Origin of the sequence: Peribacillus sp. NPDC101480, from assembly GCF_050277335.1 — a bacterium.
Classification (GTDB): Bacteria; Bacillota; Bacilli; order Bacillales; family DSM-1321; genus Peribacillus.
In genome coordinates this window covers 333,237-353,228 of record NZ_JBNNSB010000003.1, presented here as the reverse complement: position 1 = coordinate 353,228, position 19,992 = coordinate 333,237, and the positions used below count along the sequence as shown (strand labels likewise).

Here is a 19,992-nt window from a genome sequence, read left to right as displayed (position 1 = left end):
TCATTAGCTATTCTTTACTATTCAATAATTTCTGCTAGCCGTTCCACGATTTCGGTAATCCTTGCTTCTTTAATTCGATAGCTGACAGGGTTTGCCACCAGCCTCGAAGTCACATTGGCAATTTTCGCATATTCCACAAGACCGTTTTCCTTCAATGTCCTCCCCGTAGAAACGATATCGACGATTCGTTCAGCCAAACCAATTAACGGTGCTAACTCAATAGACCCATTCAACTTTATAATCTCGACTTGCTCCCCCTGCTCGCGAAAATAACTGGAGGCAACATTCGGATATTTACTGGCAATTTTAGGGGCGATGTCACTTATCTTCGTACCAGGCAGTCCAGCTACAGCTAAATAGCAGGCACTGATTTTCAAATCTAGTAACTCATAGACATCACGTTCTTCCTCTAACATGACATCCTTTCCTGCAATTCCAATGTCAGCGACGCCGTGTTCCACATAGGTTACGACATCCATCGGTTTAGCTAAAATGAACCGCAGATTTTCCTCTTCCACTTCAAGGATCAATTTCCGGGAATCATCAAACTCGGGAGGGAGACGAAAACCGGCCCTTCTTAATAGCTCTGCCGCTTCTTCAAAGATTCTTCCTTTCGGCATGGCAATCGTTAAAAAGCTATTATTCATCTTTTCCATACCCCCCATTCCCTACGAATAAATGAACTTCAGAAAATGTCCGTGTAAAGGCATCGACATTTTGGACGACCGTAATATCCTGAATCGTTACCAATTTTCCTTCGGTGCGTTTAATTCTTGCAAATTCAATGGCTTCCAATCTTCGTTCGGGACTATATAAAATACATTCTGGCGCGACAGGCTGGATCGGCTCCCCAAGAGCTTCTGCAAGACGATCCACCCGGATTGCAAAACCTGTGGCCGAAGCATTCCAGCCGAACTTCTCAAGCAGATTATCGTACCGGCCGCCATTGCCGATTGGCGAACCGACTTGTCCGGCATACACTTCAAATAAAGTTCCTGTGTAATAGCTCATATGACTGACCAATGTTAAGTCAAAGCTCACATATTGTTCAACACCAAATTCTTTCAGCTGCGCAGACAATTCCTTCAGTTCAGCCAAAGAATCCTGCCCTTTATTATTTTCAACCAACCCCAGCGCCTTCATCAGGGTCCCTTCACTGCCCCTTAATGAGGTGAATTCGATAAGCCGTTGCTTATCAATGGATGAAAGCGGCAGTGATTTAACATGCTCGCGATAACCAACATAATTCTTTTCATACAAAAACTTCCTTAATATAGAGGCTCTTTCCTCCGTACCTAGAATGCTCAAGAAAAATTCTTGCAGAAATCCAATATGCCCAATGGAAATTTTAAATTCCTGAAGCCCGGCAGCCTTTAGAGCATCCGCAAGCAGGGCAATCATTTCAGCATCGGCACTTATAGACTTATTTCCAATGCACTCAATACCAATCTGTTCGAATTCTGCCGGCCTGCCTCCTTCACGCTGCTGTGCCCGGTATACATTCGCGGAATAGGCCAGGCGAAGCGGAATTTGCTGTTTTAACAGTTTGGATGCTGCCACCCGTGCAATGGGGGCTGTCATCTCGGGACGGAGTACGAGCGTATGCCCCTGGGAATCGAGAAGTTTAAACAACTGTTGATCCAATATTGCCGAAGCCTCGCCAATTGTTTCATAATATTCCAAAGCAGGCGTTTCAATAAATTGATAGCCCCACTTCTTGATTTCATCACTCATTTTATTTCTGGCCAACACCTTCGTTTCATACAGTACCGGCAATGTATCTCTCATGCCTAACGGTTTTTCAAACATAAATGGCTTTGTCACGACTGCACATCCTTTTGAATTGATTACTATCTATATCCAATCGGTCCGCCTGTAGGCACAAACCGATGCATCCATTCCTTATTTTGTTTATCTCTTTATCATTCCAAGGTTTCACGCTTAAATCCAAATTTCGGATAACATATAAAAATAGTATCAAATAAAATGACATAATCATATTAATACTCACAATAATCTATTAAATCACTTTAGTTCGCTAATATGGTAGCAGGTTGAAGTTACTAATAGTTTACTCTCGCTCCCATCTTACGTCAAGGAAAATATGCCTAATTCCATTACTTCAAACTACAGCTGTCTTTAATATTCTTCATGATCGGTTTAAGTCCAAACTCAGGGAGTTGCACCTTTTTACCTAGATGTTTCTCCCTATCTTTAGCCATTCATTGTTATTAATGTATACCTTTTGGTATAGCTGCTTTATAATATTTAGGAGTTTGGTAATATTATAAAATTTTAGGGGGAAATGGGAATGAAGAAATATTTTTCATTTTTTGTGGCTCTTATCGTTCTTTTTTCACTGGGTTCAAGCAGGACGATGGGTTTTGCCGCAACTAAGATCAACCAGAATGAGCTTAATGAATACCTTTCTGAAGTTAGAATGACACAAGAAGAATTGGAAGAGTATTTATCCTATTACGACTTAACATTGAATGAACTGAAATCGGTAGAAGAGTTGCGTGATACATTAGGACCGGCCGTCACTCCTGAGACCTTACAGAATCTACTTAAACAATATGAAATGACAGAAGCTGAACTAACGGAATTATTAATAGAATACGGTGAACTGGAAGAGGGGGATTCCATCATCGATACCTTCCATTTCATTTACGACATTGAGGATATCATCGATTTAGAAATGGATTATGATGAGGACGCGATGGATTATGATGAGGAAGAGATCATCGATTTAATGGATGGCCTCTTTACTGATATCGGTCTAACAGACGAAGAGCTCGACAGATTCATGAATCATCTCTTGCCTATCATCGAAGACCCTTCTTTTGAAGCTCGTTTAATGGCGATCTCCGATAGAATGAATCAACTTGATAATTTCGAAACAATTGATGAATTGTCTGCAGAACAAGTGGCTGAATTGCTTTCTATTTATAATGATCTTCAAAGCTTGCTGCAAATTCAATTCAAATTCGCCTTAATTCAGGATGGTGTCACAACAAACCTATCCCTTGAGGCTTTATTCCAGCTTAAGGAATTAACGAATGCTAGTTTACTAGTTTCGATTTATGATTTAAACGGCAATTTTTTGCTCGATTTTATGTTGACAGGTAAAATGATCGGTTCCGATTTAGTGAAAGAAACCGGTAATGACATTAAACAGTCCACCGAGGTCATTTCTAAAGTGGCTGAGGTAAAAAAAGAGAAGAAGAAACCCGCAAAACCTGAACACAAAACGGAAAAAGGCGGAGTGCTTCCTAAAACGGCCGGTCATTACTTATTCGGTGCTTTAATCGGTTTAGTGTTGATGGGTATCGCTTTCGGATTAATTAGAAAAGCAAGACTCACTAATTAAGATGAGTAAAAATAGGCAATCCAGGCATAAGAAAAAATGGTTACTTGTCACTGCTGTTTGCTTTTTAACCTTAGGTTTTTATTTTACAACGACAAACGCCTATACACTGTTAAAAGGCTATGCCCTGTATAAATGGAATGAATCTGACACAACGGAAGCTACAGCTAAGCTCCCCGAACCGAAGACGAAGGCAAATATTTCCGATGGGCTTGAACTATATGAAGAACGGCCGGTGACAGGTGATTTGATGGGTCAGCTTTATATTCCAACAATTGAGGCAACACTCCCAATTTATCACGGAACGGACGAAGATGAACTTGAAAAGGGCGTCGGTCATTATGCAGGCTCCGTCCTCCCAGGTGAAAAGGATAATTCCGTTTTATCCGGGCACCGAGATACAATTTTCAGTGATCTAGGTGAAGTCGGCGAAGGCGACTTGCTGATTGCCAAGACAGAAGCCGGTTCATTTACATATAAAGTGAGGAAGGTTCGTATCGTCGATGCAGATGACCGTACCGTGATCGTTCCCAAGCCTAAAGCCACACTTACAGTAACAACCTGCTATCCTTTTTCATATATTGGTAGTGCTCCGGAACGGTACGTATTGGTTGCCGATTTATTGAAATCGGAAATAGTTAAATGAGATATGGGGCTGAAGTTGTTCAGCCCCCTCTTGATAAATCTTTAATAGATGATAGGAGGACAAGCTCAATATGGATAAACAGGCACAGGAAAGGTTTTTTCGAGTTTTAAAAGAAACGTATGAAGCGACGGTGAACCAGGAATATATATCAATCAACGAAGTCTTGGAGCATCTAAAGAATGAACTGACTCCGTTATACCCAAAATGCCATTAAAAAGGACCTGCCGCATATATGGGCAAGTCCTTTTTTTCACAAGGAAGTTTGCTGCTCCCTCTCAAGCATTTCTTCTTTGGTATATATGATTTTCATTGGATTTCCCCCGACGAAAGCTCCCTCTGGAACATCCTTATGGACAAGTGTACCTGCAGAGACAATCGCCCCATTTCCGATTGAAAGTCCTGGAAGAATGGTCGAATTGGCTCCAATCAATACTTCATCCCCAATGACTACATCTCCTAAACGATATTCCTGAATCAAATATTCATGTGCAAGAATCGTCGTATTATAGCCAATGACAGTATTTCTTCCAACTGATATTTTTTCCGGAAACATCACATCGGGCATGACCATCAAGGCAAACGAAGTATGCTTTCCGACTTTCATATGTAAAAAAGTCCTGTACAGCCAATTCTTCATGCCCAGAAAAGGCGTATAACGCGCTAGCTGTATCACCACAAAATTCTTGACGACTTTCCAGAATGGAACGGTCTTATATACATGCCATAGTGAATTAGCCCCTTCAACTGGATAGCGGGACGTGCGTCTCATTTTCTAGCCTCCGTGAGCTTTTCAACCTCAACGATATTCAATAAATCCGCCATCTGCTCAAGCATATAATCAGGGTGATAGCTTTCCAGGAATTCACGGCCTTTAATGGACCATGAGACCCCTGCCGTTTTTGTACCTGTGTTCTTCCCGCCCAGAATATCATGATAACTGTCCCCAATCATGATCGCTTCTTCAGGAACCGAACCGAGTTGATTTAAAGCTTTTACCAAAGGCTCTGGATCCGGCTTTGCTTTTTCCACCTCATCCAGTGTGACCACCACATCAAAGAATTGATCCAGTTTGCTTAAACGCAGGCCCTTTTCGACGACATCACGCTTCTTTGTCGTAACGACTGCCAATTTATAGCCGCTCTGCTTCAATGTTTGAACGGTTTCGAACACACCGTCAAATTGTGTGACAAGCAAATCATGGTTCCTCCAATTATGCTCCCGATAGTAAGCGATCATTTCATCCACTTGTTTTGGATCAATGGAAGAGAAAGTATCGACCAAAGTCGGTCCGATAAATGGAATGATATCTTCCCGATTGAACTTTCCAGGACAAAAGTGGTTTAACGTTTCTGTAAATGAGGCGATGATCAATTCATTTGTATTGATCAACGTCCCGTCAAGATCAAATAATAATGTAGTTATGTTACTGTTCATATACAGCTTCCTTTCTCTGTACCCTGTCAGCCCGATTCCATATATACGCAACGGCCATCGTTAAAACAATGGCAGTGAGTATCCGAATAAGTAATAACGGCAAGACCGGAATCCCCAGCGGAATAAAAATCAATGTATCTTCTACAACAGCATGGCAGGCAACTAAAAAGATGAATGCAATCGTCATATCCTTCTTCGAAACATTATCCTCTTTAGCCGCTTGAATCATCACCCCTGCCCCATATGCCAAACCGAGAGTCAGGCCTGTAACGAAAGGCATGGAAGCATTCGGCTTCATCCCCAGGACCTTCATGAAGGGTGCAAGGGCTTTCGAGAAGGCTTCCAGCCACTTTAAATCTTTCATGATTTGAACAGCCACCATGAGCGGAATAACGATGACCGCCAGCTGGCCAATTCCTGAAAGGGCCTGGATGACCCCATGCAAAAGGATCGCTCCCGCTCCGTTAATCTCTGCAGCCTCCCCGATAGCCGTTCCCTGGGCCATTTCAGATCCGCCCTGCCAAACAAGATTGATGACGACCGCGGACAAAAGCGCAAGCCCGATCCGTACTGTTAGGATGACCCACAGCTTGACACCGGTTTTCATCGCCACACCTGACTCAATCAATAAATTATGTGAAAAAGATAGCATCATAGCGATGATAAAAACTTCTTTCACAGTCAAATCAAGCGTTAATATGCCAGCAATCGCTGCATATAAATTCAGGAAATTCCCTAATACAAGAGGAATTGCAGCATCCCCTGGAAGACCGATGAGATTCATCAAAGGCGCTATCAAGTTGATGATGAATGGCAATACAGGCGTATATTGAAGCACAGTGACGATCAGAGTAACCGGAAATATCACTTTCCCCAAAGACCAGGTTGTATTCAAGCCTGAAAGAAGTCCCTTTTTAACCGAATCTACTATCACTATGCCCTCTCCCTTTACACAAATTACCTATGCATCTAAATATCTTTTGTCTGCATGCCCGCGGACCCTTCTAAAGACCACCAAGGCGATGGCTACAGCTACCAATACAATCGAGATCACTTGTGCGATACGCAGTGAATCCGTCAGCATCAAACTGTCCGTCCGCAATCCTTCAATGTAATAACGTCCGATGGAATACCATATTACATAGGTTAAAAACAGTTCCCCCCTGCGCAAGTTCACTTTCCGTAAACTTAAGAGAATAATGACACCGAGGATATTCCAAATCGATTCATACAAAAAGGTCGGGTGATAATACGTACCGTTTATGTACATTTGATTTATGATGAATTCAGGCAAATGCATATTTTCAAGGAATGACCTTGTTATTTCTCCCCCATGCGCTTCCTGATTCATGAAATTACCCCAACGGCCAATCGCCTGCCCCAACAATAAGCTCGGTGCAGCAATATCCGCCAGCTTCCAAAATGACACTTTCTTGACCTTGGCAAACACGATTGCAGTCAGTACCGACCCAATCAACGCACCATGTATGGCGATTCCGCCATTCCATATTTTAATGATATCTCCCGGGTTTTGTGAATAGTACTCCCATTGAAAGATCACATAATAAATACGGGCACTTATGATCGCGATTGGGACAGCAAACAAAATCATGTCAGTAAAAATTTCCTTATCAAGACCTCTTCGCTCAGATTCCCTTAAAGCGATTATAAGACCCAATAACACACCGAAACCGATGATGAGTCCATACCAATGTACCTGGATGGGACCTAGATCTATCGCTATTGGATTCAGCGGCTGAATTCCTTGTTCCATTTTGTCCCCTCTTTTCTTATAACCTTTTAAAATTCATCATGTTCCGGATCTGCAATTGCGTGGTTCAAGCGATCTGAAAACTGTTCCGCTGCATTTACTCCCATTCGCTTCAGGCGGTAATTCATGGCTGCCACTTCAATGATGACAGATAAATTTCGCCCTGGACGGACAGGTACGGTAATTTTCGTCACTTCCGTATCGATGATTTTCATTTTTTCTTCATCAAGGCCAACCCGGTCATACTGCTTGTTTTTTTCCCATAGTTCCAGATTGATGACGATTGAGATCTTTTTATTGCTGCGGACTGCGCCAGCTCCGAAAAGTGTCATTACATTAATGATTCCCAATCCTCTTATTTCTAGAAGATGCTCGATTAAATCCGGGGCATTCCCGACCAGCGTATCTTGGTCTTCCTGCCTGATTTCGACGCAGTCATCGGCTACGAGACGATGACCCCGTTTCACTAATTCCAGGGCTGTCTCACTTTTACCGACGCCGCTTTTCCCGGTGATCAACACACCTAACCCATAGATATCCACCAATACACCATGAACAGCAGTAGTTGGTGCCAACCTGCTTTCCAGGAAATTGGTCAGACGGCTGTATAACCTTGTTGTCTTCATATTAGATCTCATCACAGGAACTGATTCCCGCTCAGACGCTTCGATCAATTCTATCGGCACTTCCTGACCACGCGTAATGATGATGCCTGGAGTAAAGTCCCTGCATAACTCTTCCATCCTCTGTACTCGATCCGGTTCATTCAGCCGATTAAAAAAGGACATCTCCGTCATACCTAAAAGCTGTACTCGATCTGCGGGATAATAATCAAAAAAACCGGCTATTTCAAGTCCGGGACGAGATAAATCACTCGTGACGATCGGTCTGTTAATTCCTTCTTCCCCACTGATAAGTTCTAGACCGAACGCTTCTACTATATCCTTTGTACGGACTTTTGCCATATATCTTTCCTCCTTTTGGAGTGATGCTATTTTTTGAGATACTTTTTCTATTTTAGCATTTTTCTGTTAATAACCAAACAAAGCATTATCGATTTATTGTTTTTTTATTCACTCCACCCGGATGGGCCAAGTGAACTGGAAAGAGATGAGAGGAACATACATGAATCCTTACATCAAAATAAAAGAAAGCCAGCCAATTTATATTGGCAGGCTCACTTTGCAGACAAAAGGGATCGGAAACGTATCTTTCATCAAATGATGTTCCCGAACCAATTCCAAAGCATCTCCTTAGGTATGGTTCCGATACAAATTGGATGTTGATTTCCGCTCAAGAAACTCGTTTTCCGCGGGCGGTCGTGGAGCCTCCTCGGCTTGCGCCTGCGGGGTCTCCCCTAGTCGCGCTTTTCCCGCAGGAATCTCGTACCTTCCTCTCCAATCAAACTTGTTATTAAATTTAGAACAAGCCATAAAAAAACTGCAGGCAAACTCGTTTTCCATCGAGTTTGCCTACAGTTGAGCCGCCAGTGGTATCAACGGCATTTCCCTTTCTTCAGGAAACCGTTATCGCTGCAGTTTTGGTTTCTGCAAAAACATGAAGCACATGAACCTCTTCTTTAACCGTCTTAAACTTAAGGACCTTCTGAACCACATCACTTTTCTCTTCGATGATTGTCATCCCTTCCAAGGTTACATTAAAGCTTCCTAAATTTGACTTCAATTCTCCTTCAATCGCCTTACCTGGCGGCAGGGTCAACTGGACTTTTCCAGTGACTGACTTAGCATGGATCGAATCGCAATCCATCCCTGAATTCGTACAGATGATTTCCCCATTGAACGTTTGGACATCCAATTTCTTGAAGTATCCAGCAGCATTAATCGCTCCATTCAGGGTCTCGGCTTCCAAGTCATTAAAGTTGGTATCTGAAATGGTGATCATCCCATTACCTGTTTCAAGCTCACAGAAATCACCCGTACCCTGCATGATATGAATGGCACCATTTGCCGTTTTCGCTTTTAGCTTCTCTGATTTCAGTGATTCAGTCGTGATTGCGCCATTGAACATCCTTACATGGATGTCCTCATATTCCTTCCGTGGAATGTACATGATTGTATCAACCTTTATGGATTTTTCACGAACCTTGAACTTCAATTTTCCATTTTCAATCGTGAAATCGACTTCTTCCAAAAAGTTTTTCCTGGCTTCTTCTATTTCTTCCACTCGGTATACCTTAGCTTGGCATTCAACCCGGACATCATCATGGTCCCATGCGGCGATTTTTATTTTCCCATTTGCTATATCTACATCAACCTCATCCAGGAAATCATGTTCATGCTGAAAAATATGACTGACCTCCACAGACTTCCCGAAATTGAAATCAAGATCCGTTTCTTTGATTTTCTTAAAAGCACTTTCAACGAAATCAATAATCTTTTCTTTCGATGACTGGATATTCTTTTTAAACGTATCCTGAGTGCTTCCTTCACTTTTCTTATCCACGACTACCGTCGATAATTCGTTTTGCAATTTCTGCTCTTTAGCTTCACTTTCCTGACTGGCTTTTTCTAATTCTTCCAAAAGGCCCAAGGCTTCTTCCGCCGATAACTTTCCATCCTGAATCATTTCTAAAATCTTCTTTCTTTCCTCCTGCATGAACATTCCTCGCTTTCTTCTACCATTTTATTCATACATACGCCTAGATATCTAAAAAGTTTCATAAATACCGTTTTTCCCATCTTTCGACAAAGGAAAATGACAATTTCCGAAAAGGAAGATGTATGATTTCCCCGGAAATATCTTGTTTTCCCATTCTTTAATCAAATGATTGATTAAATGCACACTGTCATTTTTCTACAAAAAAACAAGCCTGATGGCTTGTTCCTGACTGTAGACAAATTCGAAGAAAACGAGTTTGCCTGCAGTTTTATTATTACTTTTACAATTCAGGTTGATTTCCGATCCAGGCACGCGCTTTTCCCGCAGGAGTCTCGCACCTTCCTCTACAATCAACTTCGTTAAAAAAATTAAGCTAGAAATCCATACATAAAGAATTGAACTGCTTTGGGTCAGTTGGTTCGGACATCCATTTGATGAAAGATATGTTTTCCGAACCCCCTTTAGTGGAAAAACTGAAACTAGCCAACCGTCTTCTTTTAAGCATGTTCATGCTCAGTTTCTTTTTCTTCAATCCAATTTTCCATGCGGATTTGATCACGGGTAAGTACAGGTTTTAAGTATTTTCCCGTGTACGATTCGGAAACTTCACATATTTTTTCAGGTGTTCCATAAGTGACGATCGTACCGCCCTTATCTCCGCCTTCCGGTCCCAGGTCAATAATGTGGTCCGCCGTCTTGATGACATCCAGATTATGCTCGATTACCAAAACGGTATCCCCATTGTCAACCAGCCGCTGCAGAACCTGGAGCAGCCTTGCTATATCGTGGACATGTAGACCGGTAGTTGGTTCATCCAAGATATAGAAGGAGCGCCCAGTGGATCGGCGATGCAATTCGGAAGCAAGTTTCACCCTTTGCGCTTCACCGCCTGATAAAGTGGTGGCAGGCTGTCCAAGCTTGATATAACCCAAACCAACATCATAAATCGTTTGCAGCTTCCGTTTGATTTTCGGGATATTTTCAAAGAAACTAACGCCTTCCTCGACTGTCATATCGAGAATGTCGGATATGTTTTTCCCTTTATATTTCACTTCAAGTGTTTCCCGGTTATACCTTTTACCATGACAGATTTCACATGGAACATAGACATCTGGTAGAAAATGCATTTCAATCTTGATAATGCCATCACCACGGCATGCTTCACAGCGGCCGCCCTTAACATTGAAACTGAACCTTCCTTTTTTATAACCGCGGATCTTCGCTTCATTAGTCGAGGCAAACACGTCACGAACATCATCGAATACACCCGTATAGGTAGCTGGATTCGATCGTGGGGTTCTGCCGATAGGTGATTGGTCAATATCAATGACTTTATCTAAATGCTCAATTCCCTTGATTTCACGGAAATCACCTGGTCTGGCTTTTGCCCGATTCAGTTTTTGAGCCAATGACTTATGGAGGATCTCATTCACCAATGTACTTTTCCCTGATCCGGAGACTCCCGTTACGGCTGTAAAGACCCCAAGGGGGAATTTCACATTAACGTTTTTCAAATTGTTTTCCTTGGCACCTTTTATTTCAATGACACGGCCATCATTTTTCCGGCGTTCCAATGGCAATGGAATGAATTTCTTCCCTGCTAAATATTGCCCCGTTAAGGATTTAGGATTATTCATGACCTCTTCCGGAGTTCCAGCGGCCACTATTTCCCCTCCATGCGCTCCTGCTCCAGGACCAACATCGATCAAATAATCCGCAGCAATCATCGTATCTTCATCGTGCTCGACAACAATGAGGGTGTTCCCGATTTCGCGCATATTCTTCAATGTTTCGATCAATCGATCGTTATCCCTCTGATGCAGCCCTATTGAAGGTTCATCCAAAATATATAGGACTCCCGTCAATCGGGAACCGATCTGCGTCGCCAATCTTATACGCTGCGCTTCACCGCCTGATAAAGTTCCCGCTGCCCTGCTCAACGTCAAATATTCCAAACCTACATTAGCCAGGAAACCGAGCCGCTCACGAATTTCACGTAAAATCAATCTCGCAATTGCAGCTTCTTTTTCAGTCAAATCAAGCTCATCGAAAAATACTAACGCATCCTCCACTGATAAAGCTGTCGTTTCACTAATATGGACCCCTTGAATGAGCACGGAAAGACTCTCTTTTTTCAATCGATGACCCTTACAGGTTGGACAGTGATGTTCTGACATGTATTTCTGCATTTGCTCACGAATAAAGTCAGAACTCGTCTCCTTGAAGCGCCTTTCGATGTTTCTTAAAACTCCTTCAAAAGGAATATATCCTTCTTGCACTCTTCCAAAATCATTTTTATAACGGAAATATATCTTATCTTTGCCTGAACCAAGCAAGACCTTATCCATCTTCTCTTCCGGTAAATCCTTAACGGGCACATCCATATCTATCCCATAATGGTTTGCCACCGCTTCAAGGAGCTGAGGGTAATATTGAGAACTAGTCGGCTCCCATGGCGCAATTGCATGTTGACGGAGGCTTAATTCGTTATTCGGGATGACCAGATCACGGTCCACCTCAAGCCTTGCCCCCAAGCCATCACAATCCGGGCAGGCCCCAAACGGGCTATTGAAGGAAAACATTCTAGGCTCTAACTCTTCAATCGAAAATCCGCAGTATGGACAAGCATGATGTTCACTGAACAGCAGTTCTTCCTCACCCATGACGTCAATGATGACTTTACCTTCGCCAAGCTGCAAAGCACTTTCCAATGAATCTGCAAGCCTGGCCATGATACCCTCTTTTATGACGATTCGGTCTATGATGACTTCAATCGAATGTTTTTTATTTTTTTCGAGAGTGATCTCATCGCTGAGGTCATGCATTTCCCCGTTCACACGAATGCGGACATATCCTTGTTTCTTAACTTCCTCCAAAACTTTCGCATGTGTCCCTTTTCTGCCTGAGACTAGCGGTGCCAATACCTGAAGCTTGGTTCGCTCAGGGTAATCAAGAATGCGGTCCACCATTTGCTCTATCGTTTGTGAGGTGATTTCTATATTATGGATGGGACAGGTCGGCCTGCCGACCCGTGCAAATAACAGCCTTAAATAATCATAGATCTCCGTAACAGTCCCTACGGTTGAACGAGGATTTCGACTGGTCGTTTTCTGGTCTATGGAAATGGCTGGTGACAAACCTTCTATCGCATCGACATCCGGTTTATCCACTTGGCCTAAGAATTGACGAGCATAAGCGGAAAGTGATTCCACATAACGTCTTTGCCCTTCTGCATAAATCGTATCAAAAGCCAAGGAAGACTTTCCAGATCCGGATAATCCGGTCAGCACAACAAGTTTGTCTCTCGGTATCGTGATATCAATATTCTTTAAATTGTTGGCCCTGGCGCCTTTTATCACAATTTTATCCATTGCCATGTTTCGTCACCCTTCCGCTTTTAACTCTAGTAATAAATCACGCAGCTCGGCAGCTCGCTCGAAGTCCAGTGCCTTTGCCGCTTCCTTCATTTCTTTTTCCATGCTTGCCATCACTTTTAAACGCTCTTTTTTAGGAAGCTTCGCGAGGCTTGGTGCAAGGTCTTCCTTATACTCTTCGCCTTCTTCGGCAACATGAGTCGCCCTTATGGAGTCGCGGATATCCTTTTGAATGGTTTGAGGCAATATTCCATGCTCTTTATTATAATTTTCCTGGATTTCACGGCGCCGCCTCGTTTCATTGATGGCAAGTTCCATCGAATTCGTGATTCGGTCTGCATACATGATGACGTGGCCGTTCGCATTACGGGCTGCACGGCCCATCGTTTGAATAAGCGAACGTTCCGAGCGAAGGAACCCTTCTTTATCGGCATCCAGAATGGTCACTAACGACACTTCCGGAATATCGAGGCCTTCCCTTAAAAGATTGATTCCAACTAGAACATCATATTTGCCCATTCGAAGTTCCCGGATGATTTCTATCCTTTCCAAGGTCTTCACTTCCGAATGAAGATATTGGACCTTGATGCCGATTTCCTTTAAATAATCAGTTAAATCCTCAGACATCTTTTTCGTCAAGGTCGTTATGAGCACACGCTCGTTCTTTTTGACGCGCTCCTGTATTTCACCGATCAAGTCATCTATTTGCCCTTCAATCGGCCGCACTTCCACCGTCGGATCCAGCAATCCGGTAGGACGGATGATCTGCTGAACCATTTCCGGGGTATGTTCGAGTTCATATGGTCCCGGAGTTGCCGAAACGAATATGGATTGATGGACCTTTTTTTCAAATTCCTCAAATCTTAGCGGGCGGTTATCTTTCGCAGACGGCAGACGGAAGCCGTGATCGACGAGCACTTGCTTACGCGCCTGATCTCCATTGAACATTCCGCGGATTTGCGAGAGGGTTACGTGTGATTCATCCACGACCAATAGGAAATCCTCTGGAAAGTAATCTATTAAAGTGTATGGTGTCGCACCTGCGGGACGAAGCGTCAAATGGCGGGAATAGTTCTCGATCCCTGAACAAAAGCCCATTTCACGCATCATTTCCAGATCATAACGGGTCCGCTGCTCCAAGCGCTGCGCTTCAAGGAGTTTTTCATCTTCCCTTAATTCCTTCAATCGTTCTTCCAGTTCCGTTTCGATATTTTGAATGGCTACCCGCATTTTCTCTTCGCGGGTTACGAAGTGGGAAGCCGGGAAAATGGCGATATGATCCCGTTCACCGGTAATTTCGCCAGTCAGGGCATCGACTTCACGAATACGGTCAATCTCATCCCCGAAGAACTCGACCCGTACGCAATGTTCATCACGTGAGGCCGGGAAAATTTCGACCACGTCGCCGCGAACGCGGAAGGTCCCCCGTTGGAAAGCAATATCATTACGTTCATATTGAATATCCACGAGTCTGTGCAGCAAGGCATTCCGGTCTATCTCCATGCCTGTTCGGAGGGAAACGACCATCTCCCGGTACTCTTCAGGAGAACCGAGTCCATATATGCACGAAACACTGGCAATGATGATGACATCTTTCCTTTCGAACAAAGACGAGGTTGCCGAGTGACGCAGTTTATCGATTTCATCATTGATGCTTGCATCTTTCTCGATGAATGTATCCGTGGATGGAACATAAGCCTCCGGCTGGTAGTAATCATAATAGCTAACGAAGTACTCAACGGCATTATTAGGGAAGAACTCTTTGAACTCACTATAAAGCTGCCCTGCCAACGTTTTATTGTGGGCAATGACAAGAGTCGGTTTATTGATTCTTTGAATCACATTGGAAACGGTGAACGTTTTCCCTGTCCCGGTTGCCCCCAATAACGTCTGCATTTCCTTGCCTTCCTTAATCCCTTCGACCAGCATTTCAATTGCTGCCGGCTGATCTCCTTGAGGAGAGTATTTTGAGACTAACTCAAACTTATCCTTCACCAAGCATAGCCTCCTATTGAAATATTTTTATATGAAAACGGGACATAACTATATCCCTTCTATTTATTCCGGTTTGATAAAGCATATATACACATTCTACCACAATAGCCTTAAAACAAACCAGCAATAAGCGAACATCCATTCTATTTTTGTTTTATGGACTTCATGATGTGTTGAGGGGAATGACAAGTTTGGGTACAAAAAAAGCACCTTTTGTGTCAGGCGCTCTTGGATGTACGTTTCATCATTCTTTTTGATAACCAAAATCCCACTGTTAGGGATAAGGCATCGACGATGATCAATAAGTTTGTATGCGTATAACCTTTATATGCGGAAGCTGTAATCAAGGCAACAGTTAAAACAAGGCCCACGACATTGTTATAGGTGACCCTTGAAAATAGCATGACGAGTAGACAAGGAAGGAAAAGGGCAGAAAGAAATTTAATCATTTTTTCATCTCCTTTATAAGAGAAAAATAGAGTAGTTTCAGTTTAAATGATTATCAAGTTTTTTGCCAATCAATTTCCCACTTGATTTTCAAGGCATCATCAGAAGAATCTTCCACACTTCCATCAATTATGCCCATTAAAAAAAGAGGCAAACCCCTTTATAGGGAAGTTTGCCTCTTTTTTAGTCCCATCAATATGGATCCGCTTCATGTCCTTTACTAACGGCATCCTCAGGGTTATCCGTCCCGCCCAGTGGTTTTGAAGATTCCGTATGTTCAGAAGCCGAGGCCAGTCCCTCTTTCAATCTGCGGCCATACTCTTCATCGGCCTCTTCGGCAAGTGCTATCATTTTTTCCTGAATGCGCTTGTCGGCAGGAGCCAATGCCGCCACTAAATTGGAAATTAAATCGTCCTTTTCCCAATCCTCGAATTCACGGAATGTTTCCCCGGCCTGTTTCGTATTATTTTGACGATCGATTGTCTCACGAACAAGTTTCCCTTCCACCATAGGTGTATGCTCCTTGCCCGTCTGCTTGGCTTCTTTCAAGCCGCCGACAGTTGATGGTTCGTAGTTGATGTGGGGGCTTTGGCTGCCTCTGCCAACTTCATATTGCATCTGTCCGCCAGTCTGATTCGTGGCTGTTCGTTTTTTCGGAGCATTGATCGGCAATTGCAGATAATTCGCGCCAACACGGTGACGCTGTGTATCGGAATAAGAGAATGTACGTCCCTGTAACATCTTGTCATCAGAAAAGTCCAGTCCATCCACTAGGACACCTGTGCCGAATGCAGCCTGTTCGACTTCAGTGAAATAGTCTTCAGGGTTTTTATTCAATACCATCGTACCGACATGCAGCCAAGGGAACTCATCTTTCGGCCAGATCTTCGTATCATCCAACGGATCGAAATCCAACTCAGGATGATCATCATCACTCATGATCTGTACGTTGAGATCCCATTCAGGATAGTCACCGCGTTCGATCGCTTCATAAAGATCCTGTGTGGCATGATTGAAATTCGTAGCTTGAATTTCATTGGCCTCTTGCTGTGTCAGGTTCTTGATCCCTTGTTTCGGTTCCCAATGATACTTGACAAGCACTGCTTTCCCTTCCTCATTCACCCATTTATAAGTATTGACCCCTGATCCTTGCATCATGCGATAGTTAGCTGGAATGCCCCATGGGGAAAACACAAAGGTAACCATATGGAATGTTTCAGGCGAACTCGAGCAAAAATCGAAAATCCTCCTGCCGTCCTGAATATTCGTGACCGGATCCGGTTTGAAGGCATGAATCAAATCCGGGAATTTCATGGCATCACGGATAAAGAAAATTTTCAGGTTATTGCCTACAAGATCCCAGTTTCCGTCTTCCGTATAAAATTTAACGGCAAATCCCCTTGGGTCACGTAACGTTTCCGGGGACGTCCCTCCATGAATAACAGATGAAAATCTCACGAATACCGGGGTTTTTTTACCTTCTTCCTGAAAAACCTTCGCTCTCGTATATTTTGAAATCGGCTCGTCCCCCGCTTTACCGGTCGGAACGAAATAACCATGCGCACCTGCACCGCGGGCATGCACAACCCGTTCAGGGATACGCTCCCTATCGAAGTGGCTGATCTTTTCCAGGAAATCATAGTTCTCAAGTGTACTAGGTCCTCTGTTCCCTACAGTTCTAATACTCTGGTTATTCGTTACCGGGTGCCCTTGCCTGTTCGTTAATGTTTCTTTCGATTCATCATTTGTTTTTTTTGATTTATCAGACAAAAAAATCCCTCCCTTGTTAATAAAAGCCATAATACTACTATACTTTCCCCTATCTCCTATATTTAACTCTTCAATCTTCAAAATTTAATTGAAATTAGTAAATAAGTACTTTTCCCCTATATATCGATGAGCAGATTTTCATGCCATTAACGACTTGAAGCATTTAGCAGTTGGAGTGAGCATACCCATTTTTGTATATGTCAACAGCACACCATTATAATGAACTAAGGATAAAAAATTCAAAAAGCGGGGTGCCTTCATTGGACGAATCAATATTAGGAAAACTTGGCAGGATGATGACAGGAAAAATCAGTCGTTGGGTTGTCATTGCTGTATGGATAATTGCAGCAATCGGATTAACCATCACATTGCCTGCCGTTAATGATCGAACAGCAAATAATGCCGCCGACTTGCCTGAAGACTCACCTTCCGTCGTGGCTGATGAACTTATTAAAGAAGAGTTTCCAAATTCCTCTGGAATACCTGCCCTGCTTACATGGCATCGGGAAGGTGGACTGACAGAGGCCGACTTGGCCGAAATCCAGTACCTTTCCAAGGAATTGACAGGTAACCCTTTGATACAGCAATCTTTTTTACCGCCGCTTCATGAAATTCCGTTGCGTGCTCTTCAAGGCTCGGTTTCAGAAGATGGAACGACTTTCGTACAGCCGCTTTTCTTTAAAGAAAAGACCGAGACTGAAATTCTTGAAAAAAATCTTGAGAGCATTAATGAAATAGTTTCGGAACGCATTGGATCTGACCCATTCAAGGTCCCTACAGATTCAGATGAATTATCACTTCGAGTGACAGGCCCTGTAGGGATATCCGTCGATGCAACAGGATTATTTTCAGGTGCTGATTTCAAATTGCTATTAGCTACCGTAATACTTGTACTTGTCGTATTATTACTCATTTACCGTTCCCCGCTTTTAGCCATCATCCCTTTAATCGGAGTAGGATTCGCCTATATTGTCACAAGCCCGATCCTTGGATTCATGGCAGATCATGGTTGGATTACAGTCGATTCACAGGCCATTTCGATCATGACCGTATTATTATTCGGTGCCGGAACGGATTATTGTCTATTTTTAATTTCTCACTACAGAAGTGAATTAAGAAATCATGAAAGCAAACGGAAAGCCATGATCTCCGCATTTAAAGATTCATCAGGCGCCATTGCGATGAGCGGCCTTACGATCGTCATCTCGCTGCTAACATTGCTTGTAGCGAAATACGGAGCCTACCACCGTTTCGCTGTACCATTCAGCTTGTCGATTTTAATCATGATGCTGGCAGCTTTAACACTTGTACCGGCATTGCTTTCTGTATTCGGAAGGGCTTCCTTCTTCCCAATCGTTCCTCGTACCCCAGAAATGGAAGAAGCACGGGCCAAGAAAAAGGGAAAAGCCGTCAAAAAGCATAAAGAAGGCCGCATCGGAAACTGGATTGGACATATCGTCACAACCAAGCCATGGACCGTCATTCTTACATGCCTGATCATCTTCAGTGTTTTAGCAGGATATTCTTCACAAATAAAATATTCATATGATATTCTCTCTTCCTTCCCTGAAGATATGAACTCCCGCGAAGGCTATTCTGTCATTTCCGACTCGTACTCACCGGGCGAACTGGCACCAGCCACAGTGGTTGTCGAAACGAATGGTGAAGATATTGATTTAGCGCCGACATTAGAAGGGATGAATATTGTTGAAAGTGTGGCTGATCCAGTCACAAGTAAATCCAATGAAGATCTGCAATCCTATGAGGTCAAATTCAACACCAACCCATATGATATCGAGGCAATTGATTCCATTCCGGAAATCCGCACAATTGCGGAGAAAGAATTGAAGGCCGCCAATATATCTTCCGTCGAAGATAAGGTTTGGATTGGCGGGCAAACTGCGACGCAATTCGATAAAAGGGATACCGTAAAGGCAGATGAATTCATGATCATCCCGATCATCATCGTCCTGATTTCCTTACTCCTTTTAGCCTACTTGCGATCTGTGACAGCCATGGTGTATTTAATGGGGACAGTGATTCTCTCATTCTTTGCTGCTATGGGCTTAGGTTGGATAATCCTGCACTATTTCATGGGTGTCGATGCCATAGAGGGGACGATTCCACTTTATTCTTTCGTATTCCTTGTTGCACTTGGAGAAGACTATAACATTTTCATGGTTTCAAGCATTTGGCGTAAGAAAGAAACGATGCCAATCAAGCAGGCCATCAGAAAAGGCGTTGCCGAAACTAGCGGTGTCATCACTTCCGCCGGAATAATCTTGGCAGCCACTTTTTCCGTTCTAGCCACACTTCCGATTCAAGTATTGGTTCAATTCGGGCTCATTACTGCTCTTGGTGTGTTAATGGACACATTCATTGTGCGCCCGTTCCTTGTTCCTGCGATTACCGCCCTGCTTGGCCGCCATGCCTTTTGGCCAAGTAAAGTGACCGATCAAGAAGAGAAAGATCATGCCAATTAATTAAGGTAGTCAGCTTTACTTTTCTTCATAATGAAAAACCCTGTGCCTCATAAATGCACAGGGTTTTTCATGTTTTCAAAATAAAG

At 43.2% G+C, this 19,992-nt stretch carries 16 protein-coding genes; 4 read left to right on the top strand and 12 right to left on the bottom strand.

Annotation, left to right across the window (positions count from 1 at the left end):
• Positions 1-17: 17 nt before the first annotated feature.
• Positions 18-647: an ATP phosphoribosyltransferase gene (gene hisG, locus ACQKMF_RS12940; RefSeq protein ID WP_034311625.1), complete on the bottom strand. Its 630-nt coding sequence runs from the start codon at positions 645-647 to the stop codon at positions 18-20.
• Positions 640-1,824 carry an ATP phosphoribosyltransferase regulatory subunit gene (locus ACQKMF_RS12935; protein WP_101223729.1) on the bottom strand — a complete coding sequence of 395 codons (1,185 nt, stop codon included), beginning with the start codon at positions 1,822-1,824 and terminating at the stop codon, positions 640-642. The genes hisG and ACQKMF_RS12935 overlap by 8 nt, the downstream gene beginning before the upstream one ends.
• 487 nt (positions 1,825-2,311) lie before the next feature.
• Between ACQKMF_RS12935 and ACQKMF_RS12930 the strand changes: the two genes are divergently transcribed.
• The 3 genes from ACQKMF_RS12930 (at position 2,312) to ACQKMF_RS12920 (ending at position 4,227) form a co-directional block, all read left to right on the top strand.
• Positions 2,312-3,370, top strand: coding sequence for a processed acidic surface protein (locus ACQKMF_RS12930; protein ID WP_427573565.1), 1,059 nt, complete (start codon positions 2,312-2,314; stop codon positions 3,368-3,370).
• A gap of 1 nt (position 3,371) precedes the next feature.
• Entirely contained in the window at positions 3,372-4,013 is a 642-nt protein-coding gene (locus ACQKMF_RS12925) for a class D sortase (protein ID WP_427573563.1), read from the top strand.
• A 70-nt stretch (positions 4,014-4,083) separates the two neighbouring features.
• Complete coding sequence (locus tag ACQKMF_RS12920) at positions 4,084-4,227, top strand: hypothetical protein (RefSeq protein ID WP_157831062.1); 144 nt, start codon at positions 4,084-4,086, stop codon at positions 4,225-4,227.
• 36 nt (positions 4,228-4,263) lie between these two features.
• Here ACQKMF_RS12920 and ACQKMF_RS12915 read toward each other — a convergent pair whose 3' ends face one another.
• The 10 genes from ACQKMF_RS12915 to ACQKMF_RS12870 form a co-directional block, all read right to left on the bottom strand.
• Positions 4,264-4,782, bottom strand: coding sequence for an acyltransferase (locus tag ACQKMF_RS12915; protein WP_101223732.1), 519 nt, complete (start codon positions 4,780-4,782; stop codon positions 4,264-4,266).
• Complete coding sequence (ppaX, locus tag ACQKMF_RS12910; RefSeq protein ID WP_402943524.1) at positions 4,779-5,447, bottom strand: pyrophosphatase PpaX; 669 nt, start codon at positions 5,445-5,447, stop codon at positions 4,779-4,781. Before ppaX ends, ACQKMF_RS12915 begins: the two co-directional genes overlap by 4 nt.
• Positions 5,437-6,381, bottom strand: a complete 945-nt coding sequence (locus ACQKMF_RS12905) for a nucleoside recognition domain-containing protein (protein ID WP_101223734.1) — start codon at positions 6,379-6,381, stop codon at positions 5,437-5,439. The genes ppaX and ACQKMF_RS12905 overlap by 11 nt, the downstream gene beginning before the upstream one ends.
• Before the next feature lie 27 nt (positions 6,382-6,408).
• Positions 6,409-7,221 carry a prolipoprotein diacylglyceryl transferase gene (gene lgt, locus ACQKMF_RS12900; RefSeq protein ID WP_101223735.1) on the bottom strand — a complete coding sequence of 271 codons (813 nt, stop codon included), beginning with the start codon at positions 7,219-7,221 and terminating at the stop codon, positions 6,409-6,411.
• A 26-nt stretch (positions 7,222-7,247) separates the two neighbouring features.
• Complete coding sequence (gene hprK / locus ACQKMF_RS12895; RefSeq protein ID WP_101223736.1) at positions 7,248-8,183, bottom strand: HPr(Ser) kinase/phosphatase; 936 nt, start codon at positions 8,181-8,183, stop codon at positions 7,248-7,250.
• Between the two features lie 550 nt (positions 8,184-8,733).
• Complete coding sequence (locus ACQKMF_RS12890) at positions 8,734-9,834, bottom strand: DUF4097 family beta strand repeat-containing protein (protein WP_427573558.1); 1,101 nt, start codon at positions 9,832-9,834, stop codon at positions 8,734-8,736.
• A 500-nt stretch (positions 9,835-10,334) separates the two neighbouring features.
• Positions 10,335-13,214: an excinuclease ABC subunit UvrA gene (gene uvrA / locus ACQKMF_RS12885; protein WP_101223738.1), complete on the bottom strand. Its 2,880-nt coding sequence runs from the start codon at positions 13,212-13,214 to the stop codon at positions 10,335-10,337.
• 6 nt (positions 13,215-13,220) lie between these two features.
• Positions 13,221-15,206: an excinuclease ABC subunit UvrB gene (uvrB, locus tag ACQKMF_RS12880; RefSeq protein WP_230176159.1), complete on the bottom strand. Its 1,986-nt coding sequence runs from the start codon at positions 15,204-15,206 to the stop codon at positions 13,221-13,223.
• 218 nt (positions 15,207-15,424) lie between these two features.
• Positions 15,425-15,655 carry a CsbA family protein gene (locus tag ACQKMF_RS12875; RefSeq protein ID WP_101223739.1) on the bottom strand — a complete coding sequence of 77 codons (231 nt, stop codon included), beginning with the start codon at positions 15,653-15,655 and terminating at the stop codon, positions 15,425-15,427.
• A gap of 190 nt (positions 15,656-15,845) precedes the next feature.
• Positions 15,846-17,423, bottom strand: coding sequence for a catalase (locus tag ACQKMF_RS12870; RefSeq protein ID WP_402943514.1), 1,578 nt, complete (start codon positions 17,421-17,423; stop codon positions 15,846-15,848).
• A gap of 260 nt (positions 17,424-17,683) precedes the next feature.
• On the opposite strand from ACQKMF_RS12870, the gene ACQKMF_RS12865 reads away from it, so the two are divergent.
• Positions 17,684-19,906: an MMPL family transporter gene (locus tag ACQKMF_RS12865; protein WP_427573555.1), complete on the top strand. Its 2,223-nt coding sequence runs from the start codon at positions 17,684-17,686 to the stop codon at positions 19,904-19,906.
• The last annotated feature ends 86 nt before the right edge of the window (positions 19,907-19,992 follow it).